This window comes from Mycobacterium pseudoshottsii JCM 15466 (assembly GCF_003584745.1).
Taxonomy (GTDB): Bacteria; Actinomycetota; Actinomycetes; order Mycobacteriales; family Mycobacteriaceae; genus Mycobacterium; species Mycobacterium marinum.
Genome location: NZ_AP018410.1, coordinates 4,479,336 through 4,505,071, shown reverse-complemented (window position 1 = coordinate 4,505,071; position 25,736 = coordinate 4,479,336). Strand labels below are relative to the sequence as shown.

The following is a 25,736-nucleotide window of genomic DNA, read 5'->3' as shown; positions in this document are numbered from 1 at the left end:
GGAAGAGTCATGGAAGCCTTTGACACCCACACCGGCATCGGTGTACCGCTGCGCCGGTCCAATGTCGACACCGATCAGATCATTCCCGCGGTTTTCCTGAAGCGTGTCACGCGAACCGGTTTCGAGGACGGGTTGTTCGCCAGCTGGCGCTCGGATCCGTCATTCGTGCTAAACCTCAGCCCCTTTGACCGGGGCTCGGTGTTGGTGGCCGGGCCGGATTTCGGCACCGGATCCTCCCGCGAGCATGCCGTCTGGGCGCTCATGGACTACGGATTCCGGGTGGTCATCTCCTCGAGGTTCGGCGATATTTTTCGCGGGAACGCGGGCAAGGCGGGCCTGTTGGCCGCCGAAGTCGACCAAGATGGCGTTGAACTTCTTTGGAAGCTCATCGAGCAGAGTCCAGGTTTGGAAATCACTGTCAATCTTCAAGATCGAAATGTGATTGCCGGAACAGTGGTGCTGCCGTTCAGGATTGACGACCACACCGCGTGGCGACTCCTTGAAGGTCTTGACGATATAGCCCTTACGCTGCGTAAACTCGATGAAATCGAGGCATACGAGGCTGCTTATCCGGCGTGGAAACCGCGCACTTTGCCTACCTCCTGAAGGCTCTTGGGGCGGGGAATTTTCCCTTCCGTGAGCCGCTGTGGTGTGGGCAAGCAACACCCATTTTGGGGTCACTCCACCGGTCAAGGGCGGCAATCGGATTGCCGAAATTGCGTTCGACGGGTCCTGAAATTGCGCGTGGCTCTTGGAAATCAGGCAGGTGAGGGTTTACCGTGTCCACTAGTCGGTTCCATAAACGAGGACCGCTAGCTTCGGAGGGTTGGATGAACAAAGCAGAGCTCATTGACGTGCTCACACAGAAATTGGGCTCGGACCGTAGGCAGGCAACCGTGGCCGTCGAGAATGTTGTCGACACCATTGTGCGCGCCGTGCACAAGGGCGACAGCGTCACGATTACCGGATTTGGGGTGTTTGAACAGCGTCGCCGTGCGGCCCGGGTGGCCCGCAATCCGCGTACCGGTGAGACGGTGAAGGTCAAGCCGACGTCCGTCCCGGCATTTCGCCCAGGCGCGCAATTCAAAGCGGTTGTCTCTGGCGCGCAGCGTCTCCCGGCGGAGGGCCCGGCGGTCAAGCGTGGCGTGATGGCGAGCGCCGCTGCCAAGAAGGCAGCAAAGAAGGCTCCCGCCAAGAAGGCCGCGACCAAGACCGCTGCCAAGAAGGCTGCGACCAAGGCTCCCGCCAAGAAGGCCGCGACCAAGGCTCCCGCCAAGAAGGCCGCGACCAAGGCTCCCGCCAAGAAGGCCGTGACCAAGGCCACCAAGGCTCCGACCAAGAAGGTGACCAAGGCAACAGTGAAGAAGGCCGCCGCCAAGGCGCCAGTCCGCAAGGCTGCGACCAAGGCACCCGCCAAGAAGGCTGCGGCAAAGAGGCCGGCCACCAAGGCTCCCGCCAAGAAGGCGACGAGCACCCGGCGCGGTCGCAAGTAAGTCAGCTCACACGCAAATACCCTTCGGGTGGCAGCGATGCCCCCCGAAGGGTATTCGTGCGTTAGGCCCGCACGTTGGCGGCCAGCGCGCCGCCGATGTGGTCGGCGGCGATGACGCGGCCGCCGGAAAGCGACAGCACCCACGTACTGCCTTTGTGGTTGCGCGATCGGTCGGAGCGGACGCCGTCGCGTTCGCACCACCAAGCGATCAGGTCCGGAATCACCTTGCCCTGTGAGCAGATCACGGGTGTGCCATCGCGCGTAGCGATCTGCAGTAGCCGTTGCCGGCCGCGTTTGGCGTTCTTGGCGTAGGCCTCTTCGGTGAGGGTGCGCTCGTTGTGGATGACCACTCCCAATTCCTCGGCCAGCGGCTGCACCGTCTGATGGCAGCGCAGCCGGTCGGCCGCGTACACCGTGTCGGCACCGAAAGCGAGTAGCTGTGGCACGAGTGCCTCGGCCTGGGCTCGTCCCTTCTTGTCGAGTGGCCGTTGGGTGTCATCTCCGGAGAAGCGTGACTTGCTGCCGGCGCTGCCGTGCCGGACCACCAGGACGGTCTTGGTATCCGCCGGCTTTTTGCCGAACCGCCGCAAGACCTTTCGATCCTGTGCGTAGTCAAGCTTGGTCATCGCGTCGGCGACCGGTAACCAGATCAGCTTGTCGACCTCGTTTCCGGCGGTGAACTCCCCGCCGAGGCTGCGCGCGGCCCAGTAGTAGACCTTCTTGAGGCCCTGCTCGACGGGATAGCTCACCATGATCAGTCGCCTGCCGAGGTGGGCGTGCTGGCCCGTCTCCTCGCACACCTCACGCGCGGCCGCAACCGCTGCGGTCTCGCCGGGATCCACTTTGCCCTTGGGCAGCGACCAGTCGTCATAGCGAGGGCGGTGGATCAATGCAATCTCGATTGCCCCCTTGGCCTTTCCCGGGCGCCACAGCACCGCACCGGCGGCATATACGATTCGGTCTCCCGAGCGTCGGCGGACAGACGAGCTGGGGATCGACAAGTTAACTCCTGCAGGTCAATTCGGCCTGGGCCGCGCGCGGTCGGTTAGGTGGCACAAAACTCGCCGGAGTTTCACAGTGTTAGGGGCTGCGGTGCCGCTCCATCAGTGATACCTGATGGTCGCGAACGGTACGGCCTTCCTGAGGCGACGCGGTCCACTGACCGTCGGGCCCCAGTTCCCAGCAGCGGGTGGCAGGGTCGAGTGCGGACTCGAACAAGTCGTCCAACTGCGCGGTCAGCCGCGGGTCCTTGACCTGAGCCATCACCTCCACCCGCCGATCGAGATTGCGGTGCATCATGTCGGCGCTGCCAATCCAGAACTCGTCAATCGCGCGGAAATGCAGGATTCGCGAATGTTCTAGGAATCGGCCGAGAATCGAGCGGGCGGTGATGTTTTCCGAGAACCCCTCGGCCCCGGGGCGCAGCGCGCAGATGCCACGCACCACGACCTCGATCCGGACCCCCACTTGCGAAGCGCGGTAGAGCGCGTCGATGACCTGTTCGTCGACGAGGGCGTTCATCTTGAGCCGGATGTGGCCCTTTCCCGCCTGGGGGCCGTGTTCAAGGTGTGCGGCCACCTCGCGTTCGACGCGTTCAATGATGCCGGCACGAATCCCGTGCGGGGCCACCAACAGATTGCGATAGGACAGCTTTCGCGAGTAGCCGGTCAACGAATTGAACAGGTCGGTGAGGTCTGCGCCAATGTCGGGCGCGGCGGTCAGCAGGCCGACATCCTCATACAGGCGCGCGGTCTTGCTGTTGTAGTTTCCCGTCCCGATGTGGCAGTACCGCCGGATCACCGGGCCCTCACGACGCACGACCAGTGCTGTCTTGCAGTGCGTTTTGAGCCCGACGATGCCGTAGGCCACGTGCACGCCCGCCTGCTCCAGCGCGCGGGCCCAGCGGATGTTGGCCTGCTCGTCGAAGCGGGCCTTGATCTCGACCAGCGCCACTACCTGTTTGCCCGCCTCGGCCGCGTCGATCAGCGCCCGAACAATCGGCGAATCCCCGGAGGTGCGATACAGCGTCTGTTTGATCGCCAGCACGTTGGGGTCTGCGGCGGCTTGTTCGATGAACCGCTGCACGCTGGTGGAAAACGAATAGTAGGGATGGTGCACCAAGACGTCACCCTCGCGCAGCGTCGCGAAGATGCTCTTGGGCGTTTCGCGCTCGGCGAAGGCGGGATGGGTGGCCGGAACGAAGGTCCGATCCTTGAGGGCGGGGCGGTCCAAACCGTAGATCTGCCACAGCGATGAGAGATCCAGCAGCCCCGGCACCTCGATGACATCGCCGGGATGCACGTCGAGCTCACGCAGCAGCAACTCCAGCATGCCTTCGGTCATGTCGTCGGCAACTTCTAGCCGCACCGGCGAACCGAACCGTCGGCGAGCCAATTCCCGCTCGAGCGCCTGCAGCAGGTCTTCGTCGCGATCCTCCTCGACTTCGAAGTCTGCGTTGCGGGTGATGCGAAACGCGTGATGCTCGACGATTTCCATCCCGGGGAAGAGCACCGGAAGAAAGGCCGCGATGAGTTCCTCCACGGGCAGGAAACGGTGTACGGCCGCCCCTTCGGCTCCGTCGGTATCTGTGCCGCCCAGTTCGACGAAGCGATCGACGTTGTCGGGCACCTTTACCCGGGCGAAGTGCTGGCCACCGTCTTCGGGTTGGCGCACCGTGACCGCCAGGTTCAGGCTCAACCCGCTGACAAACGGGAACGGGTGCGCGGGGTCGACGGCCAGCGGAGTCAGTACCGGAAATACCTGCTCGTGGAAATAGGTCGACAGTTGCTCGCGCTCAGCCTGATCCAGGTCGGCCCAGGTGACAACGTAGATGCCTTCCTCGCCGAGCGCGGGCAACACCGAATCGCGAAACACCCGCGCATGGCGGCTGGCGATGCGCTGCGTCTGCTCGCCGATGCGGCCCAGCTGCTCCCGTGGGGTGAGGCCGTCGGCGGACAGAGCCGACAATCCCATCTGGTCGCGGCGTTTGAGACCGGCCACCCGAACCATGTAGAACTCGTCGAGATTGGACGCGAAGATGGCCAGGAACTTTGCCCGTTCGAGCAACGGCATCGAGTCGTCGGCGGCGAGCGCGAGCACCCGGGCGTTGAACTCCAGCCAGCTCAGTTCGCGGTTGAGGTAGCGGTCCTCGGGCAGCTGGTCGGTGGTCGCGGCCGGCGTCGCGGCCGGCGGTGCCGCCGGGGTCCTGTCGCCTGGCTCCCGTGCGTTCGTGTCTGGCCGTGCCTCTGTGACTGGGCCGGTTTCGATTTCGGTCACCCAGCGATCATTGCCTATCACCGGGTGACGTTGCCAGCGCTGAACCGACATCCGTTTGCTGTTTTTGTTCCGTTCATCCCCGCACAGCCGCCATGCGGGCTAGCGATGGTGGGCGACGACTCGTGCAGTGGCCGGTCCGACCCCGAGGCTGCGGGCGGCCGCCAAGTCCGCCGGAGTGTCGACGTCGCAACGCAGGCCGGGCCACGCGCCGGTCAGCTCGACGGCCCCGGAACGGCGATGTCGGGCGCTGGAATCCGGCCCGAACTGGGGATCGAGTGCGCTTCCGAAGGCGCACAGGGCCGCGGTGCCGGTGCCGAGCCGATCGGCGACGAAGCTGCGCTGGTGAGCGCGTGCGGCGCAGATCGCATCGGCGAGCTCCTGGGTCTGCATCGCAGGCAGATCGCCTTGCAGCACAACAATATTTGGCACGGAACCGGATACCACCTGTTCGGCGGTGAGGATGGCGTTGTTCAGCGGGTCGGGATCACCTTGGCGAGTCGGGTCGGCCAACACCTCGGCGCCGAGCTCGGTTGCCGCGGCCGCGGCGGATTCGTCCGGTGTGATGACGGTGATCGAGCGCAGGTCGCCTACCCGCGCCGCGGCGGTCAAAGTGTCCATCAGCATGGCCAGCGCCACACTTTCCCGGGCTGCCGCGGAGAACACCGGGGCCAATCTCGTCTTGGCCGCACCCAATCGCTTGACGGCGATGATCAGGCCGACATCACCCGTACCGTCGGCCCGTATGCCGCTCATGAAGGCCATCCTGCCAGCGCTGGTTTCGGTGCTACCCAGCTGCCACCCCGCCGCCGCCCGCTTTCACTGGGCTGGCGCCTGCCGCAGTGACCCCCGCCGCAACAGCGTGACGGCGGCCCCTGCCGGGGTCTACTGTGTAGCGGCTACCGGTGCCGTCGCAAACGACAAATGGGACAAATAGGGGTGTGGGGATGGCCAGCACGGGAACCGTCACGGTGATGGGAGCCGGTGCCTGGGGCACCGCCCTGGCCAAGGTGTTGGCCGATGCCGGGGGCGAGGTCAAGCTGTGGGCCCGGCGCGCCGACGTTGCCAACCAGATCAACGACAGCCGATACAACCCCGACTACCTGCCCGGTACGTTGCTGCCGCCGGGGATCCGGGCCACCGCCGACGCGGCAGAGGCGCTCGCCGGCGCGGATACGGTGCTGCTGGGTGTACCCGCGCAGACGATGCGGACCAATCTCGAGCACTGGACAACCCTGATTCCACGTGGCGCGACCCTGGTGAGTCTGGCCAAGGGCATCGAGCTGGGCACTCTGATGCGGATGAGTCAGGTGATCGTCTCGGTCACCGGAGCAGACCCGGCCCAGGTCGCGGTGATCTCGGGCCCCAACCTGGCTAGCGAGATCGCCGAGTGCCAGCCCGCTGCCACCGTCGTGGCCTGCAGCGACTCCGGCCGGGCCGTCGCGTTACAGCGTGCGCTCAACAGCGGCTACTTCCGTCCCTATACCAACACCGATGTCGTCGGCACCGAGATCGGGGGAGCGTGCAAAAACGTCATCGCGCTGGCGTGCGGTATGGCCGCGGGCGTTGGCCTGGGTGAAAACACCGTGGCAACCATCATCACCCGCGGATTGGCGGAGATCATCCGGCTCGGTATCGCCCTGGGCGCCAAGGGGGCGACGCTGGCCGGGCTGGCCGGGGTAGGTGACTTGGTAGCGACCTGTACGTCGTCGCGCTCCCGCAACCGGTCGTTGGGCGAGTGCCTGGGCCGCGGCGAGATCCTGCAATCGGCACTGCACAGCAAGGAAGGCCACGTCGTGGAAGGGGTGACGTCGTGCGAATCGGTGCTCGCGCTGGCGTCCAGCTACGACGTCGAAATGCCGCTCACCGACGCCGTACACCGGGTCTGCTACAAGGGCCTGTCGGTAGACGACGCGATCGCGTTGTTGCTGGGGCGTAGTACCAAACCCGAATAGGTCAGACCCGCTCTGTCGGCGCCGCCCGATTGCCCTGGTTAGTGCGGGTAGTCCGGCCTGGTCGCTCAGCACCCGGTAGCCTCTCCAGGTTGTGAGTGGCAGCAGCCGGCGTGGCGAACGTCTCCGGGTTGCCGTCGTGTTCGGCGGACGCAGCAACGAGCATGCGATCTCATGCGTGTCTGCGGGCAGCATTCTGCGCAATCTTGACCCGCGACGCTTCGAGGTGATCGCGATCGGGATCACCCCGCAAGGCTCGTGGGTGCTCACCGACGGCAACCCGGATGCGCTGGCAATCACCGACCGGCGGCTACCCGAGGTGAGCTCCCAGTCCGGCACCGAGCTGGCCTTGCCGGCAGATCCGCGCTGGGGCGGCCAATTGGTCTCGTTGCCGCCCGGTGCCGGAGAGGTGCTGGCCTCGGTCGACGTGGTGTTTCCAGTGCTGCATGGACCGTACGGCGAGGACGGAACGATCCAGGGACTACTCGAACTCGCCGGCGTTCCCTATGTTGGCGCCGGGGTGCTGGCCAGCGCGGCCGGTATGGACAAGGAGTTCACCAAGAAACTGTGGAGTGCGGCGGGGCTACCGATCGGCCCGCATGCCGTGCTGCGCCCATCGCGACAATCGCTGGACCGCGAGGAACTGCAGCGGCTGGGGTTGCCGGCTTACGTCAAACCCGCGCGCGGCGGCTCCTCGATCGGTGTCAGCCGGGTCTCGAGCTTCGATGAGCTGCCCGCCGCGATCGCCGCCGCCCGGCGACACGATCCGAAGGTGATCGTCGAGGCCGCGATCAACGGTCGCGAGCTGGAGTGCGGCGTGCTCGAGTTCCCCGACGGCAGATTGGAAGCCAGCACCCTGGGAGAGATCCGGGTGGCCGGTGTGCGTGGACGCGAAGACGGATTCTATGACTTTGAGACCAAATACCTCGACGACGCTGCCGAATTGGACGTGCCGGCCAAGGTCGAAGACGACGTCGCTGACGCGGTGCGCCAGCTGGCGATTCGCGCTTTCGAGGCCATCGACTGCCAAGGCCTGGCCCGAGTCGACTTCTTCCTCACCGACGACGGCCCGGTGATCAACGAGATCAACACGATGCCAGGGTTCACCACGATCTCGATGTACCCGCGGATGTGGGCGGCCAGCGGGGTCGACTATCCCACCTTGCTGGCCACCATGGTGAAGACCGCGTTGTCGCGGGGCATCGGCCTGCGCTAACCCGCCGGGGCCGGGTCGATCGGCACCGGCGCAATGGCGCGGTCGATGATCTCGGACAACTCCTGGATGGGGGTGGGCCCCGACCCCGCGGGCAAGGTCAGCGCCACGTAGACCGGACGGTCCACGGTGTACCAGGTGGATCTGCTCCCCGCCGTCGCGGTGCCGGCGGCCTCGGTTTGGTCGCTGACCCGAAACCACTGCACCCGGTCGACGACCTGAATCGGCGACCCCACCACGAAGTCGGCCGGGCGGTCCAGCCCGCAGCGCAATATCACCGGCTCATCGGCGGCCGCGGAGCTCCAGGCGCCGGTGCCTTGCGGTGCGGGTTGCACCATGGGCGCGCGCTGATAGTCGCCGAGACGCTGCGGCAACGCGGTCAGCAGCGCGTGGCACGCAGGACTGGCCGCCTGCGGGGCCGGAACCGAGGGGACGGCGACCGGTTGTCGCGGTACCTCGCGGTTGGCCGCGATCACCAGAATTGTCCCGAGGGCGGCCACGGCCAGCAGTGCGGCGGCGATGATCAGGACTCGTGGCGGACCATCGGGATCGGGTTGGGGGTTGGCCGGGGTGTCGCCTGTCACCGCGTCGGATACCTCCGGTTCAACTCGACTCTCCTGTCCCACCCGGTCCGCCCCGGAACCGCAACCGGCCCGCGCGGGTGTTTCGGGTCGTCAGGGCTCATACACTAACGCGGTCCGCCCGGGCGGGCAGGAACCCCAAAATTACCGCAGACCGCTCTCGGTTCGCGGGTATGCGAGTCCGGGCCGGTACACCACGAAGGAGGTGGCGTGGGTCAGGACACGTCGGGACAGACACCGACCCTGCGCGAGCTCGGGGAGTTCGCCGTGATCGACCGGTTGGTGCAGGGGCGCAACCAGCCCGCTGTCGTTGAGCTGGGGCCAGGCGATGATGCTGCGGTGGTGGCCGCCCCCGACGGCCGTACGGTGATTTCCACCGACATGCTGGTCCAAGATCGCCACTTCCGGCTGGACTGGTCGAGTCCCCACGACGTCGGTCGAAAAGCGATCGCCCAGAACGCCGCCGACATCGCCGCGATGGGCGCCAGGCCTACCGCGTTCGTGGTGAGCTTGGGCGCACCCGCCCACACGCCGGTGGCCGAGGTGACTGCGTTGCTCGACGGCATGTGGGAGGAGGCCGGGCGGATCGGCACCGGAATCGTCGGCGGCGATATGGTCCGGTGTCCGCAATGGGTGGTGTCGGTCACCGTTCTGGGTGACCTCGAAGGTCGCCCGCCGGTCACCCGTGGCGGCGCCAAGCCGGGCTCGTCGGTTGCGGTCGCTGGCGAACTGGGCCGTTCGGCGGCCGGATATGCGCTGTGGCACAACGAGATTGCCGGGTTTGACGAACTTCGCCGCCGCCATCTGGTACCCGACCCGCCCTACGGCCAGGGTGTGGCGGCCGCGGTGGCCGGGGCTCAAGCGATGATCGACGTCTCCGACGGCTTGGTCGCCGACCTGCGCCATATCGCCGATTCCGCTGCGGTCGGCATCGACGTCGCCACGGCGGCGTTGGCCCAAGATCATCGCGCGCTGATCGCAGCCGCGGATGCGGTGGGCGCCGATCCGTGGGGGTGGGTGCTCGGTGGGGGTGAGGACCACGCGCTGGTGGCGTGTTTTTCCGGTGCGGTGCCCGATGGCTGGCGGGTGATCGGGCGGGTGTTGGACGGGCCGGCCCGGGTGCTGGTCGACGGCCAGCAGTGGAGCGGCTACGCCGGCTGGCAGTCATTTGACTAGCGCGGCAATTGAGTAGGGTGACGCGGTGACCGTCTACGCGATCGCCCAATTGAGATTCACCGACCGGCCCGCCTATGACCGGTACCAGGCAGCGTTTATGCAGGTCTTCGACCGCTACGCGGGAACGCTGCTCGCTGCCGACGAGTCACCGACGGTGGTCGAGGGGCAGTGGGACCGCGAGAAAGTGGTGCTGATGTCGTTCCCTGACGAAGCGGCATTTCGGGACTGGGCGCAGTCGCCGGATTACCAGGACATCGCCAAGGATCGCCGGGAGGGCGCCGATACGGTCGTGTTGCTGGCTCGGGGGGTGCAGTGACCGCGCGGGCGCTCGATGAACTGGTCGAGCCGGGGTGGGCGAAAGCTCTCGAGCCGGTCGCCGACCAGGTAACTGCGATGGGGCAGTTCTTGCGGGCCGAACTCGCGGCGGGCCGTAAGTACCTGCCCGCGGGGCCGAACGTCTTGCGCGCGTTTACTTTTCCCTTCGACCAGGTGCGAATTCTGATCGTTGGCCAAGATCCCTACCCGACACCCGGACACGCGGTGGGACTGAGCTTTTCGGTAGCCCCCGATGTCCGCCCGCTCCCACGCAGCCTGTCCAACATTTTCCAGGAGTATGCGGACGATCTGGGCTATCCGATGCCCGCCTGCGGCGACTTGACGCCGTGGGCGCAGCGCGGTGTCATGCTGTTGAACAGGGTGCTCACGGTTCGGCCCAGCAACCCGGCGTCACATCGGGGCAAGGGCTGGGAAGCGTTGACCGAGTGCGCCATCCGGGCTTTGGCCGCGCGGTCGCAGCCGATGGTTGCCATTCTCTGGGGGCGCGACGCGTCGACCCTGAAGCCGATGTTGGCCGACGGCGATTGTGCTTCGATCGAATCTCCACACCCATCGCCGCTATCGGCGTCTCGTGGTTTCTTCGGTTCACGGCCGTTCAGCCGGGCCAACGAATTGCTTACCGGCAGGGGAGCCGACCCGATTGACTGGCGCTTGCCCTGAGCGCCATGAGGGCGTTGCGTGCGCACCGGCGCGGCGGCCCGGAAACGCTGGCCGTCGAGCGCGCACCGGTGCCGGTGCCGGCGGCCGGCGAGGTCGTGGTAGCCGTGCGCGCTGCCGGCATCACGTTCGACGAGTTGACCTGGGACCAGACCTGGACCCGCGATGGTGTCAGCCGGACACCGGTGATCCCGTCACGCGAAGTCTCCGGAGTGATCCATGAAATCGGATCGGGTACCGAAGATTTCCATTGTGGTGATGAGGTCTACGGGCTGATCGGTTTCGATCGAGACGGTGCGGCAGCCGATTTCGTCGCGGTGCCCGCCGCACACCTGGCCGCCAAGCCTGCGACGATCAGCCATACCGTGGCGGCGGCGCTGCCGCTGGCCGGGTTGACCGCGCTGCAGGCACTTGTCGATCACGCGGCGGTACGGCCCGACGAAGCGGTATTGGTGCACGGAGGGGCCGGGGGAGTCGGGGCCCTGGTGGTCCAACTGGCGGCCATCCTCGGCGCCAACGTCACCGCTACCGTTCGCAGCGATGCCGGCGAGCTGGTCAGCCGCCTGGGTGCCCAGCGGGTAATCGACACCCGCGCCGAAGCATTCGAGCGGACCGCCACGGATTTCGACGTCGTCATCGACACGGTGGGCGGGGACACATTGGACAGATCCTTCGCGGTGTTGCGCCCAGGCGGACGGCTGGTCACCCTCTCGGCACCGCCGCCCGCCGGCAAGGCCGACGAACATGGCGTTACTGCAGTGTTTTTCATCGTGACGCCCAACCGCGATCAGCTCAACAGGCTCGGCGAGCTGGTCGGCAGTGGGCGGCTGCATGTCGAGATTGCGCAGAGTTTTCCGCTGGCAAAGGGGCGCGAGGCGTTCGAAAGCGGACGGGGTGCCGCTCGGCGAGCGGGCAAGACCGTCATCACGGTTGGACAGTGACAGCGGCCGGCTCGACGCGGATTGCGCTACGGCCTGAGACCATCGAGGCATGTACGACTTGGATGAGACCATCCGTCTGCGGCGTTCGACGCGCATGTTCCTGCCCCGCCCGGTGCCGCGGCGGTTGGTGCAGGAAGCGCTCGAACTTGCGATGTGTGCCCCCTCGAACTCCAATGTGCAGCCCTGGCATGTCGTGTTTACCAGCGGTGCGGCACGCGACCGATTGGTCGCGGCGATGCTGGAAAGGGCGCGCTCCGAGCCGCCCAATGTTGCGCGATTGCCGCCGGCATTCACCCACCTACGCAGCGCACTGGGAGCACAGGTCTACGGGGCGATGGGCATTGCTCGCGATGACACGCAGGCCCGACAGACCGCTGTGCTGCGCAACTGGGAGTTCTTCCGGGCCCCGCTGGGTGGCATCGTATCGATGCACCAGGAGCTGGGGCTGGTCGACAGCATGGGTGTCGGCATGTTCCTGCAGAACCTGATGCTGGCGCTGACCGCGCGCGGTCTGGGCACCTGCGTACAGGTCTCCATCGCCGGCTATCCCGAGATCGTCCGCAAGCAGGTGGGCATACCTTCGCACCTGACCATCCTGTGTGGCCTGGCGATCGGCTATCCCGACCCGGACTTTGCCGGCAATCAGCTGCGCGTTGGTCGCGACGATGTTGCTGAACACGTCGTTTTTCTCGACGATTGACTGGCCAGCGGGCGCGAGAAGAGCTTGCGGTGACCGGAGTTGGGCGGGCCCGTACACGCCAAATCGCCCGGCTCTATCGAGACGGGCGAACAGGCGCGAGCAACCACGAACTCGGTGGCGCCGCTACTGGCTGGGCCGAACCCGCCGGTGGCTGTTCAGCCGCGGCTGACCTTACCGGCCTTGATGCACGAGGTGCAGACGTTGAGGCGCTTCTTGTTGCCGCCAGGGCGGGTCACGGCGCGCACGGTCTGGACGTTGGGGTCCCACCGGCGACTGGTGCGGCGGTGGGAGTGCGACACCGACTTGCCGAAGCCGGGGCCTTTCCCGCAGATATCGCACACAGCGGCCATTGTTGCACTCCTCAAGTCTGTTGGGTTCCGGCGACCCGGCCGGGACAGCCTAGATCTACCCAGGCCGTCCTAGGATACCGACGTCCCCGGCAAGCACCAAACGAGCCACCGCTAAGGGTGGCGTCAGGGCCGGTCTCGTCGGACCGCCTGGCTAGGCTCGATGGGCCGGGTCCCCGGTGGCCCGGGGTGTTCCCTCGCGCATGAACCGACGCAAACTATCCGCAACGTCACCGGAGCTACGCTGGCGCCCACCGGGGCTAGGCAGAGGAGGTGGGGGCAGGTTGGGCACGACTGAACGCCCGCTGGATGCCTTGGCCCTGCGAGACTGGGCGCACACCGGCGTCAGCGACCTGATCACCCACCTTGACGAGATCAACCGGCTGAACGTGTTTCCGGTCGCCGATTCCGATACCGGCGCGAACATGCTGTTCACTATGCGATCCGCGCTTGCTCAGGTCGATTCGACGGGTGGTGCGGGGCCCGAACACCCCGAAGACCCCGAGCACAGGGATGTCGCCCAGGTCGCGGCCGCGTTGGCGGCCGGCGCCCTCAACGGCGCACGCGGCAATTCCGGGGTGATCCTGTCACAGATCCTGCGCGGTGTTTCCGATGTGACCGATAGCGCCGCCGCCGGTCAACCGTTGGCCGCAATCGACGCGGCACTGCTGGCCGCGGCCCTGTGGCGCGGCGTCGAGCTGGTCATCACGTCGATGGGCGGTGAGGAAGTGCCGGGCACCATCGTCTCGGTCCTGCGCGCCGCCGCGGTCGCGGTCCGGCAGTGTGCTGACGCCGGCGAAGGGTTGGCCGCCGCCGTCGCCGCGGCGGGGGACGCGGCGGTGGTTGCGCTGGAGAAGACCCCCGAGCAGCTCGACGTGCTGGCCGACGCGGGTGTTGTCGATGCCGGCGGACGAGGATTGTTGGTCCTGCTGGACGCGCTGCGCTCGACCATCACCGGTCAGACTCCCGCGCGATCGGTCTACGAGCCGGCCCCGCGCTCGCCGGCGCTCGGGGCGGGGGTGCCGGCACCCGTACCGCAGTTCGAGGTGATGTACCTGCTGGCCGGTTGCGATGCTGCGGCGGCCGACACGCTGCGCGATCGGCTCTCGGAGCTGGGGGATTCGGTGGCAATTGCCGCCGCACCATCGGAGAGCTATTCGGTGCATGTGCATACCGACGACGCGGGCGCGGCCGTCGAGGCCGGGCTGGCGGCGGGGCGGCTGAGCAAGATCGTGATCTCGGCGCTCAGTTCCGGGACCACTGCACTGGCGGCCGGCGGTTGGACCCGCCAGCGCGCCGTGCTGGCCATTGTCGACGGCGATGGTGCCGCCGAACTGTTTGCCGCCGAAGGTGCGTGTGTGTTGCGTCCCGGCGCGGGGGCCGCGGCGCCCGCGTCCGACCTGAGCGCACACCAGTTGGTGCGCGCGGTGGTCGACACCGGTGCCGCGCAGGTCATGGTGTTGCCCAACGGCTACGCCGCCGTCGAGGAACTGGTGGCCGGCTGTACGGCGGCCATCGGCTGGGGCGTTGACGTGGTCCCGGTGCCGACGGGGTCGATGGTGCAGGGCCTGGCCGCGCTGGCCGTGCACGACCCGGCCAGTCAGGCGGTCGACGACGGCTACATCATGGCCCGGGCCGCCGGGGCCGCCCGGCACGGATCGGTACGTATCGCCACCGAGACGGCACTGACCTGGGCTGGAACCTGCAAACCGGGCGATGGTCTGGGTATCGCCGGCGATGAGGTGCTGATCGTCGCCGATGACGTCGCCGCGGCGGCGATCGGGTTGGTCGATCTGTTGTTGGCGCCGGGAGGAGACTTGGTGACGGTGCTGATAGGCGCCGGTATCGATGATGATGAACGGATTGCCAGGCTGGTTGAGAGCCTGGAAAAACACATGCACGACCATCACCCGGGGACCGAGCTGGTGATCTACCGCACCGGTCATCGCGGTGACGCGCTGCTGATCGGGGTGGAGTAGCCATGGTGGCATTGAGCGATCGGCTCGACTTCGTTCTGGGTGCCAAGGCGGCCGAGGCTCTCGACGAGGAGTTCGGCATCCGGACTGTCGACGACCTCTTGCGGCACTACCCGCGCAGCTATGTCGAAGGCGGGGCACGCCGCGGCACCGACGATGAGCAGCCCGAAGTGGGGGAGCACATCACCATCGTCGATGTCATCACCGAAACCAAGTCGTTTCCGATGAAGAAGACCCCGAGGCGGTTGTGTCTGCGGATCACCCTCGGGTCGGGGCGCAACAAGGTGACCGCCACCTTCTTCAACGCCGACTACATCAAAAAGGGCCTCACCAAGAACACCCGGGTGATGCTGTCCGGCGAAGTCGGGTACTTCAAGGGCGTCATGCAGCTCACGCACCCGGCGTTTCTGATCCTGGATTCGCCGGACGGCCAGCATCACGGCACCAAATCATTGAAGAGCATCGCCGACGCCTCCCAGGCCATCAGCGGCGAACTGGCGATGGAGGAGTTCGAGCGGCGCTTTTTCCCGATCTATCCGGCCAGCACCAAGGTGCAGAGCTGGGACATCTTCAAGTGTGTGCGCCAGGTGCTCGAAGTGCTCGACCCGGTGGACGAGCCCCTGCCAGCGGCGTTACGCGCCGAGCACGGCCTGATTTCCGAGGACGACGCCTTGCGCGCGATCCACCTCGCCGAGGATGAGTCCGAACGCGAACAAGCGCGCCGGCGGCTGACCTTCGACGAAGCCGTCGGGTTGCAGTGGGCGTTGGTGGCCCGCCGGCACGGTGAGCTATCCGAGTCGGGGCCGCCGGCCCCGGCCCGATCCGACGGCCTGGCCGCCGAGCTGTTGGCACGGTTGCCTTTCGAGCTCACCGCGGGGCAGCGCGAAGTGCTCGACGAGTTGTCCGACGGGCTGGCGGCGACCCGTCCGATGAACCGCTTGCTGCAAGGCGAGGTGGGCTCGGGCAAGACGATCGTGGCGGTGCTGGCGATGCTGCAGATGGTCGATGCGGGCTACCAGTGTGCGCTGCTGGCTCCTACGGAAGTGCTTGCCGCACAGCATCTTTTGTCTATCAACGATGTTCTCGGTCCGCTGGCGATGGGGGGCCAGCTGGGCGGCGCCGACAACGCCACCCGGGTGGCGCTGCTGACCGGCTCGATGACAGCGGGGCAAAAAAAGCAGGTTCGGGCCGAAATCGCCAGCGGTCAGGTCGGCATCGTCATCGGTACCCATGCGCTGCTGCAGGACGCGGTGGAATTCCACAATCTCGGCATGGTGGTGGTCGATGAACAACACCGCTTCGGCGTCGAGCAGCGAGACCAACTGCGGGCCAAGGCTCCCGCCGGCATCACACCGCATCTGCTGGTGATGACGGCCACGCCGATACCGCGCACCGTAGCGCTCACCGTCTACGGCGACCTGGAGACCTCCACCCTGCGTGAGCTTCCGCGCGGGCGTCAGCCGATCACCACCAACGTCATCTTTGTGAAAGACAAACCCGCCTGGCTCGATCGGGCCTGGCAGCGCATCGTCGAAGAGGTTGCCGCGGGTCGCCAGGCCTACGTGGTGGCCCCGCGCATCGACGAGAGCGACGAGAGCGACAAAGCCGAAAACGGCGCCCGCCCGTCGGCGACCGCCGTGGGGCTCTATTCCCGTTTGCAGGCCGCCGAACTGGCGGGGCTGCGATTGGCGTTGATGCACGGACGCCTGTCTGCCGACGAGAAGGAAGCCGCGATGGCGGCCTTCCGCGCCGGCAACGTTGATGTGCTGGTGTGCACCACGGTCATCGAGGTGGGTGTCGATGTCCCCAATGCCACGGTGATGCTGGTGATGGACGCCGACCGCTTCGGCATCAGCCAGCTGCACCAGCTGCGCGGCCGCATCGGGCGTGGCGAACATCCCAGCCTTTGTCTGCTGGCCAGCTGGGTTTCGCCGGGCTCGCCGGCGGGGCGACGGCTGCGCGCGGTCGCTGAGACCATGGACGGCTTTGATCTTGCCGAGCTGGACCTCAAGGAGCGCCGGGAAGGAGACGTGCTGGGCCGCAACCAGTCCGGCAAGGCGATCACCCTACGCTTGCTGTCGCTGGCCGAGCATCGGGTATTCATCGAGGCCGCCCGGGACTTCTGCAACCAGGCGTATCAGCAGAGCACTGGCGGCGGTGGCCCACATCCCGGGTTGGCTCTGATGGCGGCGCGCTTCACCAACACCGATCGCATCGACTACCTGGACAAGTCATAACGTCGTGAACCGAAAGATGCTGCTGTGGCTGTCGGTGGCCGCGCTGCTTGCGGTGCTGGTCGCCTATCAGAGCGTGCGGGCGTCGACGGCCAGGCACGCAGAGGAGTTCGCCGCGCGGGCCGGCGTTCCGACGGTCCAACCCGGGACCGACGTGCTCGCCGGGATCGGCGTGCTGCCGCGGCGAATGCACCGCTACGACTACCGCAGGGCCGCATTCGGCGCGGCCTGGGACGACAACAACGACGCCCCCGGCGGCCACAACGGGTGTGACACTCGTGACGACATCCTCGACCGCGATCTCGTCGACAAGACCTATGTGGTGACCAAGCGGTGTCCGAATGCGGTGGCCACCGGCACGCTGCACGACCCGTATACCAACACCATCGTCGTCTTCCAGCGTGGCGCCAGAGTGGGGCAATCGGTGCAGATCGATCACATCGTCCCGCTGTCGTATGCGTGGGACATGGGCGCATCGGACTGGCCGGCAGCGCGGCGGCTGCGGTTCGCCAACGATCCGGCCAACTTGCTGGCCGTGCAGGGGCACGCCAATCAGGACAAAGGGGACTCCCCGCCGGCCGGGTGGATGCCGCCCAACGCCGCGTTTGCCTGCCAATACGCCATGCAATTCATCGCCGTGCTGCGCGGATATGCGCTGCCGGTCGATCGGGCGTCGAGCGACGTCCTGCGCCAGGCCGCGGCGACCTGCCCGACCGGGTAGCCGGTTACACCCCGGCGAAGGTCATCGGGTCCTCACGCAGGCGGGTCCCGTCGTTGAGGCCGTTGATGGCGTCCATGTGCTGGGAGGCCAGCTCGAACTCGAACACGTCCAGGTTGGTGGCGATGTGCTCGGCATTGGAGGAACCGAAGATGACGGCATTGCCCAGTTGCAGGTTCCAGCGCAGCAGCACCTGGGTGGGCGTCTTGCCGTACTCGCCCGCGATCGAGGTCACGGTCGGGTTGTCGGCCAGCTGGCCGAGCGCCAGCGGGGTGTAGGACTGCGTCACCACGTTGTGCTGGGCATTTGCCTTGCGCAGCTCGTCCTGGTTGAGCAGCGGGTGCAACTCGACTTGGTTGACCGCGGGGGTGACGAAGGTCAGGTCGATGACGTTGGAGACGTGTTCCTCGGTGAAGTTGGACACCCCGATGGAGCGGGTGAAGCCTTCACCGCGGGCCTGGATGAGGCCGCCGAACGCGTCCACGTACTTGCCCACCGCCGGGGCCGGCCAGTGAATCAGGTACAGGTCGACGTAGTCCAAGCCCAGCCGGTCCAGGCTGGCCTTGCAGGCCTCGCGGGACGCGGTGAAGCCGTGGTCGGCGGTGGCGACTTTGGTGGTGACGAACAACTCCGCCCGGGGAATGCCGGATGCGGCGAGGGCCCGCCCGACTGCCGCCTCGTTGCCGTATGCGGCGGCGGTGTCGATGAGCCGGCAGCCGATTTCCAATGCCGCGGACACCGCGCGCTCGGTCTCGTCATCCGACAACCCAGCGACGCCCATGCCGAGGACCGGCATGGTGTTCTCGTCATTGAGCGCTATCGATGGGGCAGAGGGGCTGGGGGCGCCCGGCATCATCTCGCCTACCTGTGAAAATTGAACGTTCGCGGATTTTGACTAAGTCGGGTTCGAACCTCTGGCGACCAGGCCACCGTGATTTTATCGGCGCTCAGTTCAAAGTCGAACACGGTGGAAGTCGCTCGCAATCCGTCTGGGGGTTTACCGACTCAGGGGATCACGATATTACCGAGTTGTATATGTCACCTAATCAACGCCCGTGCCGCTGCTTCGTCGCAGGTGACGGCGACGGCGTTGCGCCCTGTGACGCTCGGTGTCGGGGGGCGCTTCGGGTGAACTTGTCCGGCGGTGGCCAGCGCCGATGCGTGGAAGATGGTCGGATGGCTGCCGCGCATCCGGCCCGCGGCTGCAACCGTGGTCCAGATTCGGCAACAGGGCTACCACGTACAGTTGGTCGCAGGGCACGTCGGACTCGCCGACCGCGCGCCGGGTTTCCCGTTCACTGCGGTTTACCTCGGGGGTTGTCGGGATCCAGCAGTTGCCGAGCCCGACGACGGCTACCGAATGATCGTCGTCCAGCAAGACGAGGCTTGTCTAGCGATTCTAGGGAGTAGCCCATGACAAATAGCCTGCCAGGTGAGACGGACCTCCATCCCGAAACGGTGCACGCGACGATGAGCTGGCTGAGTCGCGTGCAGAACACCGTCACCGTCGTCGGCGCCAAGGTCATCCCATGGGTTCCCGATGTCGCCAAACGGCTGATCACACGGGGTCGCTCGGTCATCATCGACGGAAACACCCTCGATCCCGCATTGCAGCTGATGTTGTCGGGCATGCGGGTCGTGGGTCTGGACGGGCTGGTGATCGATGACGACCTGGCCGCTTCCCGCGCCCACATGCGCGAGGCGATGTTGGGATTTCCCGGTCCGCAGATCCATGTCGATGTCGAGGAATTAACCCTGCCCGGACCTGCCGGCGACATCAGCGCCAGGCATTACCGTCCGCCCGGCGATGCGGCCGCGCCGTTGCTGGTCTTCTACCACGGGGGCGGGTGGGCACTCGGCGACCTCGACACCCACGACGCGGTCTGCCGACTGACTTGTCGCGATGCGGGCATCCATGTCCTGGCGATCGACTACCGGCTGTCGCCCGAGCATCGCGCCCCCGCCGCGATCGACGATGCGTTCGCGGCCTTTGAGTGGGCGCACGCGCACGCCGCCGAGCTTGGTGCTCTGCCGGGACGGGTTGCGGTCGGTGGCGACAGTGCGGGGGGCAACCTGGCGGCCGTGGTGAGCCAGCTGGCCCGAGACAGCGGAGGCCCGGCCCCGATTTTCCAGTGGCTCATCTACCCACGAACCGACTTTGCCGGGCGGACCCGTTCCGCGAGCCTGTTCGCCCGAGGGTTCTTGCTGACCAAACGCGACATCGACTGGTTTCACTCCCAGTACCTGAAGGGCTCCGGCATTGAGCCCACGGACCCGCGGGTATCGCCGTTACGAGCCGAATCACTGGCCGGGCTGGCGCCGGCGCTGATCGCGGTGGCAGGCTTCGACCCGTTGCGTGACGAAGGCGAGAACTACGCGACCGCCCTGCGGGCCGCCGGCACCCCGGTTGACCTGCGCGCCATGGGGTCGCTGACGCACGGGTTCCTCAATCTGTTTCCGCTCGGTGGTGGTTGTGCCGCCGCAACCAGCGAGCTGATTTCTGCGCTGCGTGCACACCTGACCCGGGTTTGAGCGGTGCCGGTGGGGTGGCTTCGCGCCGTGGGTGCGGACCGTTGCGGGCACCATCGGTCAATATCGTCGTGGGTCTCAGCTGCGGCTGGCCGGCCGCCGGTACTCTAGAGGCGCCCGACCACCGGAGGCTGAACGAGCCCGCAAGCGAAGCGCAGCCGACCAATACATGTGAGGATCAGCAAACCTGTGGCCGACAAAAACAAGCGTCCCCCGCGGATCGACCTGAATTCGCCCGACGGCAAGTTCGGCCGGCTCATCCAGATCGGTGGCACCGCGTTCGTCGTGTTCTTCGCGGTCGCCCTGGTCTTCTACATCGTGACCTCGCATCAGAAAAAGGGCGGCGGTGCCGCCGGTCCCGACGACTCGGTCCGGGTGACGTCGAGCAAGCTGGTCACCCAGCCGGGGACCCAGGACCCCAAGGTCGTGATGACCTTCTACGAGGACTTCCTGTGTCCGGCGTGCGGCATGTTCGAGCGCGCGTTCGGCCCGACGGTGTCCAGGCTGGTCGGCATCGGGGCGGTCGCCGCCGATTACACGATGGTCGACATTCTCTCCAGCCCGCGCAACCAGAACTATTCGGCGCGAGCCGCCGCCACGGCGTACTGCGTCGCCGATGAGTCCATCGATGCGTTCCGGCGGTTCCACACCGCGATGTTCAGCAAGGACATTCAGCCGTCCGAGGTCGGCAAGACATTCCCCGACAACGCGAAGTTGATCGAAATCGCGCGTGAGGCGGGTGCGGCGGGAACGGTGCCGGACTGCATCAACAGCGGCAAGTACCTCGACAAGGTCAACGGGTTGGCGGTGGCAGCCAATGTGCATGCCACCCCGACGGTCAAGATCAATGGCGAGGAATACGAATGGTCGACGCCGGAAGCGCTGGTGGCCAAGATCAAAGAGATCGTGGGCCCCATTTCGGGCATTGACGCGGTCGCAGCCAACGCGACATCCTGACCATTGTGGTGTCAGCTGACTCCGCCGAGCGATCCAGCGACCTGACGTCAGGCGCCGTTCGCCAGGTGCACGTGCCCATGGCCAGCGCATGGTGGGTGCTGATCTGCGGTGTGACGGGCCTGCTTGCGTCCGGAGCGCTGACCGTGGAGAAGGTCAGGATCCTGCTCGACCCCAGCTATGTTCCCGCATGCAACATCAACCCCATCGTGTCGTGCGGCTCGGTGATGACGACCGCGCAGGCCTCGCTGCTGGGCTTTCCCAACCAGCTGTTCGGCATCGCGGCGTTCACCGTGGTGGTGGTCACCGGCGTGCTGGAGGTGACGAAAGTACCCCTGCCACGTTGGTATTGGGTGGGGCTGACGATCGGTGTCCTGGTCGGAACGGTGTTCGTGCACTGGCTGATTTTCGAGAGTCTCTACCGCATCGGGTCGCTGTGTCCGTACTGCATGGTGGTCTGGATCATCACCGCGACTTTGTTAGTCGTGGTTGGCTCGATAGCATTCCGTCCGGACCCGGACAGCACCAGCGGCGCTGCTGTGCGGGTGCTTTTCCAATGGCGGTGGTCGATTGCCACGCTGTGGCTCACCGCAGTGTTTCTGCTGATCATGGTTCGCTTCTGGAACTATTGGTCGACACTGCTCTAGGTGTCGAGTTTGCGTTGCGACGGGTGAAGTAAGGGGTCAATCATGATCTCAAAAGTGCTGGTGGCCAACCGCGGTGAGATCGCGATCCGCGCGTTTCGCGCCGCCTACGAATTGGGCGTCGGCACCGTTGCCGTCTACGCGTACGAGGACCGCAATTCACTGCACCGGTCCAAGGCCGACGAGTCCTACCAGATCGGCGAGGTCGGGCACCCGGTGCGCGCCTACCTGTCGGTGGACGAGATCGTCGAAACCGCCCTCCGTGCGGGTGCGGATGCCATCTACCCGGGCTATGGGTTCCTGTCGGAGAACCCGGATCTGGCCGGGGCGTGTGCGGCGGCGGGCATCACCTTCGTCGGCCCCCGCGCCGAGCTGCTCCAGCTGACCGGAAACAAGTCCCGCGCGGTCACCGCGGCCAGGGAGGCCGGGCTGCCCGTGCTGAGGTCGTCGGCGCCGTCGGCCTCGGTGCAGGAGCTGGTGGCTGCGGCGCAGTCGGAGACCACCGGCCTGCGCTTTCCGCTCTTCGTCAAGGCGGTTGCCGGCGGTGGTGGCCGTGGCATGCGCCGGGTCAACGACATCTCCGCGCTGGCCGAAGCGATCGAGGCAGCCAGCCGCGAAGCCGAGTCCGCATTCGGTGACCCGACGGTGTATCTCGAACAGGCGGTGTTGAACCCCCGTCACATCGAGGTGCAGATCCTGGCGGACACGCAAGGCAACGTGATTCACCTCTACGAGCGCGACTGCAGTGTGCAGCGCCGTTACCAGAAGGTCATCGAGTTGGCGCCGGCGCCTAACCTGCCCGGTGAGCTGCGCGACAAGATCTGCGCGGATGCGGTCGCCTTCGCCCGTCACATTGGCTACACCTGCGCCGGTACCGTCGAGTTCCTGCTGGACCAAAGTGGTGAATACGTCTTCATCGAGATGAATCCGCGGATTCAGGTGGAGCACACCGTAACCGAGGAGATCACCGACGTCGACCTGGTTTCCAGCCAGATGCGGATCGCCGCGGGGGAGTCGCTCGAAGATCTGGGTCTACGACAGGAAACCGTCCGGCCGCACGGCGCCGCCCTGCAATGCCGGATCACCACCGAGGATCCGACCAACGGTTTCCGGCCCGACACCGGGCGGATCAGCGCCCTGCGCGCCCCCGGCGGCGCGGGCATCCGCCTGGACGGCAGCACCAACCTCGGTGCGGAGATCAGCGCGCACTTCGATTCCATGCTGGTCAAGCTGACCTGCCGGGGACGGGATTTCTCGACGGCGGTGAACCGGGCACGCCGGGCGATCGCCGAGTTCCGGATTCGCGGCGTATCGACCAACATTCCCTTCTTGCAGGCGGTTCTGGATGACCCGGACTTCCAAGCCGGGCGCATCACGACGGCGTTCATCGACGAACGCCCCCAGCTGCTGACCGCGCGCACCTCGGCCGACCGCGGCACCAAGATTCTGAACTACCTGGCTGATGTCACGGTCAACAAGCCGCACGGCAGCCGCCCGTCCAAGGTCTACCCGAACGACAAGCTGCCCCAGGTTGATCTGGATGCCCCGCCGCCGGCCGGCTCCAAGCAGCGCCTGGTCGAATTGGGGCCGGAGGGTTTCGCGCGCTGGCTCCGGGAATCGCCGGCGGTGGGGGTCACCGACACGACCTTCCGAGACGCCCACCAGTCGTTGCTGGCCACTCGGCTGCGCACCAGCGGATTGAGCCGGGTGGCGCCCTATCTGGCGCGGACCATGCCGCAGCTGCTCTCGGTGGAGTGTTGGGGTGGTGCGACCTACGACGTGGCGCTGCGCTTCCTCAAAGAGGACCCGTGGGAGCGGCTGGCCACGCTGCGCGCGGCGATGCCCAACATCTGCCTGCAGATGCTGCTGCGTGGCCGCAACACGGTGGGGTACACGCCCTACCCCGAGGTGGTTACCTCGTCCTTCATCGAGGAAGCGACCGCGACCGGCATCGACATCTTCCGGATCTTCGATGCGCTCAACAACCTGGAGTCCATGCGGCCCGCGATCGACGCGGTGCGCGAAACCGGTTCTGCGATAGCCGAAGTCGCGATGTGCTACACTGGCGATCTGAGCGACCCGGCCGAGCAGCTCTACACGCTGGACTACTACCTGCGGCTGGCCGAGCAGATCGTGGAGGCGGGCGCGCATGTGCTGGCCATCAAGGACATGGCCGGACTGTTGCGGGCCCCGGCGGCTCACCAGCTGGTCACCGCACTGCGCAGTCGCTTCGATTTGCCGGTGCATGTGCACACCCACGACACCCCGGGCGGCCAGCTCGCCAGCTATGTCGCCGCCTGGCATGCGGGGGCCGACGCCGTCGACGGCGCCGCCGCCCCGCTCGCCGGTACCACCAGCCAGCCCGCGCTGAGTTCGATCGTTGGCGCCGCCGCGCACACCGAATACGACACCGGTCTGTCACTGGCGGCGGTTTGCGCGCTCGAGCCTTACTGGGAGGCGGTGCGAAAGGTCTACGCGCCCTTCGAGTCCGGGTTGCCGGGTCCGACGGGTCGGGTCTACCACCACGAGATTCCGGGCGGCCAGCTGTCGAACCTGCGCCAGCAGGCGATTGCGCTGGGGCTGGGGGACCGGTTCGAAGAGGTCGAAGATGCCTACGCCGGAGCCGACCGGGTGCTGGGCCGCTTGATCAAGGTCACCCCATCCTCGAAGGTGGTCGGCGATCTGGCCCTGGCGCTGGTTGGTGCCGGGGTGAGTGCGGACGAATTCGCTGCCGAGCCCGCACGATTCGACATTCCGGACTCGGTCTTGGGCTTCTTGCGTGGCGATCTGGGCGACCCGGTCGGGGGGTGGCCGGAACCATTGCGGAGTGCGGCCCTGGCCGGGCGCGCACCGGCGAAGCCCGTTGGTCAGCTCACCGGCGAGGACCACAGCGCGCTGGCCGCGCCGGGACCCAAACGCCAGGCGACCTTGAACCGGTTGCTGTTCCCGGCGCCGACAAAGGAGTTCGAGGAGCACCGCGAAGCCTACGGCGACACGTCCCAAATGTCGGCCAACCAGTTCTTCTACGGCCTGCGACAGGGCGAGGAGCACCGGGTCAAGCTGGAGCGCGGGGTGGAACTGTTGATCGGCCTGGAGGCCATCTCCGAACCCGACGAGCGTGGAATGCGAACCGTCATGTGCATCATGAACGGTCAGCTGCGGCCGGTACTGGTGCGTGACCGCAGCATTGCCAGTGCGGTCCCGACCGCCGAGAAGGCCGACCGCGGCAATCCTGGACACATCGCCGCGCCGTTCGCCGGCGTGGTCAGCGTGGGCGTCGCGGTCGGGGATCGGGTGAGCGCCGGGCAAACCATCGCCACCATCGAGGCGATGAAAATGGAGGCCCCGATCACCGCGCCCAACGATGGCACCGTCGAACGGGTTGCCGTGTCGTCGACCGCCCAGGTGGAGGGCGGCGACCTGCTGGTGGTGGTGAGCTGACCCGGATCATCGGTGGCGTCGCCGGCGGCCGTCGCCTCGTTGTCCCGCAGCGTGGTACCAGACCCACCACCGATCGGGTGCGCGAGTCGCTGTTCAACATTCTTGCGGCGCGACGCGCGATGACCGGCCTGGCCGTGCTGGACCTGTATGCCGGTTCGGGAGCGCTCGGACTGGAGGCACTCTCGCGCGGCGCGGCCGCCGCGCTGTTCGTGGAGTCCGATCAGCGCACCGCGGCCGTTCTGGCCCGCAACATCGAGGCTCTGGGGCTCGCCGGCGCGACACTGCGCCGGGGTGCGGTCGCTGCGGTCCTGGCGGGTGGCACCGCGTCGCCGTTCGACCTGATCCTGGCCGACCCGCCCTACGATGTCTCCTGCGCCGAGATCGAAGCCGTCTTGGCGGCTTTGGACTCCCACGGGTGGGTGCACCAGGCAACGGTGGCCGTCGTGGAGCGGCCGGCCACCGGTGCGGCGTTGACCTGGCCGGCCGGCTGGTCGGTGTGGCCCGAGCGGGTTTACGGCGACACCCGTTTGGAGCTGGCCGACCGGTCGTAGGCCAGCGTGTACCGTCATCGG

23 protein-coding genes are annotated in these 25,736 nt (G+C 66.7%); 17 read left to right on the top strand and 6 right to left on the bottom strand.

Annotated features, from left to right (window positions below; translation table 11 throughout):
* Positions 1-9: 9 nt before the first annotated feature.
* Together leuD and MPSD_RS20320 are read left to right on the top strand one after the other, a co-directional pair.
* The gene (leuD, locus tag MPSD_RS20325; protein ID WP_011740035.1) at positions 10-606 is read left to right on the top strand and encodes a 3-isopropylmalate dehydratase small subunit; all 597 of its coding nucleotides are present in this window, start codon (positions 10-12) and stop codon (positions 604-606) included.
* Between the two features lie 224 nt (positions 607-830).
* A complete protein-coding gene (locus MPSD_RS20320) occupies positions 831-1,493 on the top strand; it encodes an HU family DNA-binding protein (RefSeq protein WP_086084755.1) in 663 nt (220 codons plus the stop codon).
* Positions 1,494-1,554: 61 nt separating this feature from the next.
* Here the strand turns inward: MPSD_RS20320 and mutT1 are convergent, their stop codons facing one another.
* The 3 genes from mutT1 to cofC all read right to left on the bottom strand — a co-directional run bounded on the left by mutT1 (position 1,555) and on the right by cofC (position 5,521).
* On the bottom strand, positions 1,555-2,493 hold the full coding sequence (gene mutT1, locus MPSD_RS20315) for an 8-oxo-(d)GTP phosphatase MutT1 (protein WP_011740037.1): 939 nt from the start codon (positions 2,491-2,493) through the stop codon (positions 1,555-1,557).
* 79 nt (positions 2,494-2,572) lie between these two features.
* Entirely contained in the window at positions 2,573-4,789 is a 2,217-nt protein-coding gene (locus tag MPSD_RS20310) for an RNA degradosome polyphosphate kinase (protein ID WP_012393542.1), read from the bottom strand.
* A 78-nt stretch (positions 4,790-4,867) separates the two neighbouring features.
* Positions 4,868-5,521 carry a 2-phospho-L-lactate guanylyltransferase gene (gene cofC, locus MPSD_RS20305; protein ID WP_086084756.1) on the bottom strand — a complete coding sequence of 218 codons (654 nt, stop codon included), beginning with the start codon at positions 5,519-5,521 and terminating at the stop codon, positions 4,868-4,870.
* A 191-nt stretch (positions 5,522-5,712) separates the two neighbouring features.
* On the opposite strand from cofC, the gene MPSD_RS20295 reads away from it, so the two are divergent.
* Both MPSD_RS20295 and MPSD_RS20290 read left to right on the top strand, forming a co-directional pair.
* Positions 5,713-6,720 carry an NAD(P)H-dependent glycerol-3-phosphate dehydrogenase gene (locus MPSD_RS20295; protein ID WP_020724647.1) on the top strand — a complete coding sequence of 336 codons (1,008 nt, stop codon included), beginning with the start codon at positions 5,713-5,715 and terminating at the stop codon, positions 6,718-6,720.
* A 91-nt stretch (positions 6,721-6,811) separates the two neighbouring features.
* Positions 6,812-7,933: a D-alanine--D-alanine ligase family protein gene (locus MPSD_RS20290; protein WP_086084757.1), complete on the top strand. Its 1,122-nt coding sequence runs from the start codon at positions 6,812-6,814 to the stop codon at positions 7,931-7,933.
* On the opposite strand, the gene MPSD_RS20285 is transcribed toward MPSD_RS20290, so the two are convergent.
* On the bottom strand, positions 7,930-8,514 hold the full coding sequence (locus MPSD_RS20285; RefSeq protein WP_015355140.1) for a DUF3515 domain-containing protein: 585 nt from the start codon (positions 8,512-8,514) through the stop codon (positions 7,930-7,932). The two genes, MPSD_RS20290 and MPSD_RS20285, sit on opposite strands and share 4 nt — an antisense overlap.
* Positions 8,515-8,721: 207 nt before the next feature.
* On the opposite strand from MPSD_RS20285, the gene MPSD_RS20280 reads away from it, so the two are divergent.
* From MPSD_RS20280 to MPSD_RS20260, 5 genes are read left to right on the top strand one after another with little or no spacing between them, the layout of a single operon-like run.
* Complete coding sequence (locus MPSD_RS20280) at positions 8,722-9,687, top strand: thiamine-phosphate kinase (protein WP_015355141.1); 966 nt, start codon at positions 8,722-8,724, stop codon at positions 9,685-9,687.
* A 25-nt stretch (positions 9,688-9,712) separates the two neighbouring features.
* Positions 9,713-10,003, top strand: a complete 291-nt coding sequence (locus MPSD_RS20275) for a DUF1330 domain-containing protein (RefSeq protein WP_011740044.1) — start codon at positions 9,713-9,715, stop codon at positions 10,001-10,003.
* Positions 10,000-10,683 carry a uracil-DNA glycosylase gene (locus MPSD_RS20270; RefSeq protein ID WP_020786510.1) on the top strand — a complete coding sequence of 228 codons (684 nt, stop codon included), beginning with the start codon at positions 10,000-10,002 and terminating at the stop codon, positions 10,681-10,683. Before MPSD_RS20275 ends, MPSD_RS20270 begins: the two co-directional genes overlap by 4 nt.
* Positions 10,684-10,688: 5 nt before the next feature.
* Positions 10,689-11,621 carry an NADP-dependent oxidoreductase gene (locus MPSD_RS20265; RefSeq protein WP_020786511.1) on the top strand — a complete coding sequence of 311 codons (933 nt, stop codon included), beginning with the start codon at positions 10,689-10,691 and terminating at the stop codon, positions 11,619-11,621.
* A 49-nt stretch (positions 11,622-11,670) separates the two neighbouring features.
* Positions 11,671-12,321, top strand: coding sequence for a nitroreductase (locus tag MPSD_RS20260; RefSeq protein ID WP_012393550.1), 651 nt, complete (start codon positions 11,671-11,673; stop codon positions 12,319-12,321).
* Positions 12,322-12,476: 155 nt separating this feature from the next.
* Here MPSD_RS20260 and rpmB read toward each other — a convergent pair whose 3' ends face one another.
* Complete coding sequence (gene rpmB, locus MPSD_RS20255; RefSeq protein ID WP_011740047.1) at positions 12,477-12,671, bottom strand: 50S ribosomal protein L28; 195 nt, start codon at positions 12,669-12,671, stop codon at positions 12,477-12,479.
* Positions 12,672-12,952: 281 nt separating this feature from the next.
* On the opposite strand from rpmB, the gene MPSD_RS20250 reads away from it, so the two are divergent.
* The 3 genes from MPSD_RS20250 to MPSD_RS20240 are packed head-to-tail and all read left to right on the top strand — an operon-like array spanning position 12,953 to position 17,599.
* A complete protein-coding gene (locus MPSD_RS20250) occupies positions 12,953-14,647 on the top strand; it encodes a DAK2 domain-containing protein (RefSeq protein ID WP_117420489.1) in 1,695 nt (564 codons plus the stop codon).
* A 2-nt stretch (positions 14,648-14,649) separates the two neighbouring features.
* Positions 14,650-16,881, top strand: coding sequence for an ATP-dependent DNA helicase RecG (recG, locus tag MPSD_RS20245; RefSeq protein WP_015355144.1), 2,232 nt, complete (start codon positions 14,650-14,652; stop codon positions 16,879-16,881).
* A gap of 4 nt (positions 16,882-16,885) precedes the next feature.
* Positions 16,886-17,599 (top strand): HNH endonuclease family protein, encoded by a 714-nt coding sequence (locus MPSD_RS20240; protein WP_020724652.1) that lies wholly within the window; start codon positions 16,886-16,888, stop codon positions 17,597-17,599.
* A 4-nt stretch (positions 17,600-17,603) separates the two neighbouring features.
* On the opposite strand, the gene MPSD_RS20235 is transcribed toward MPSD_RS20240, so the two are convergent.
* Positions 17,604-18,452, bottom strand: coding sequence for an aldo/keto reductase (locus MPSD_RS20235; protein ID WP_036426399.1), 849 nt, complete (start codon positions 18,450-18,452; stop codon positions 17,604-17,606).
* Positions 18,453-19,066: 614 nt separating this feature from the next.
* Between MPSD_RS20235 and MPSD_RS20225 the strand changes: the two genes are divergently transcribed.
* The 5 genes from MPSD_RS20225 (at position 19,067) to rsmD (ending at position 25,715) form a co-directional block, all read left to right on the top strand.
* Positions 19,067-20,128 carry an alpha/beta hydrolase gene (locus tag MPSD_RS20225; protein WP_272890004.1) on the top strand — a complete coding sequence of 354 codons (1,062 nt, stop codon included), beginning with the start codon at positions 19,067-19,069 and terminating at the stop codon, positions 20,126-20,128.
* Between the two features lie 186 nt (positions 20,129-20,314).
* On the top strand, positions 20,315-21,082 hold the full coding sequence (locus MPSD_RS20220) for a DsbA family protein (protein ID WP_020786514.1): 768 nt from the start codon (positions 20,315-20,317) through the stop codon (positions 21,080-21,082).
* Positions 21,083-21,087: 5 nt separating this feature from the next.
* Positions 21,088-21,726 (top strand): vitamin K epoxide reductase family protein, encoded by a 639-nt coding sequence (locus MPSD_RS20215; protein WP_086084758.1) that lies wholly within the window; start codon positions 21,088-21,090, stop codon positions 21,724-21,726.
* Between the two features lie 42 nt (positions 21,727-21,768).
* On the top strand, positions 21,769-25,164 hold the full coding sequence (locus MPSD_RS20210; protein WP_086084759.1) for a pyruvate carboxylase: 3,396 nt from the start codon (positions 21,769-21,771) through the stop codon (positions 25,162-25,164).
* Positions 25,161-25,715: a 16S rRNA (guanine(966)-N(2))-methyltransferase RsmD gene (rsmD, locus tag MPSD_RS20205; protein ID WP_081435690.1), complete on the top strand. Its 555-nt coding sequence runs from the start codon at positions 25,161-25,163 to the stop codon at positions 25,713-25,715. The genes MPSD_RS20210 and rsmD overlap by 4 nt, the downstream gene beginning before the upstream one ends.
* Positions 25,716-25,736 lie beyond the last annotated feature (21 nt).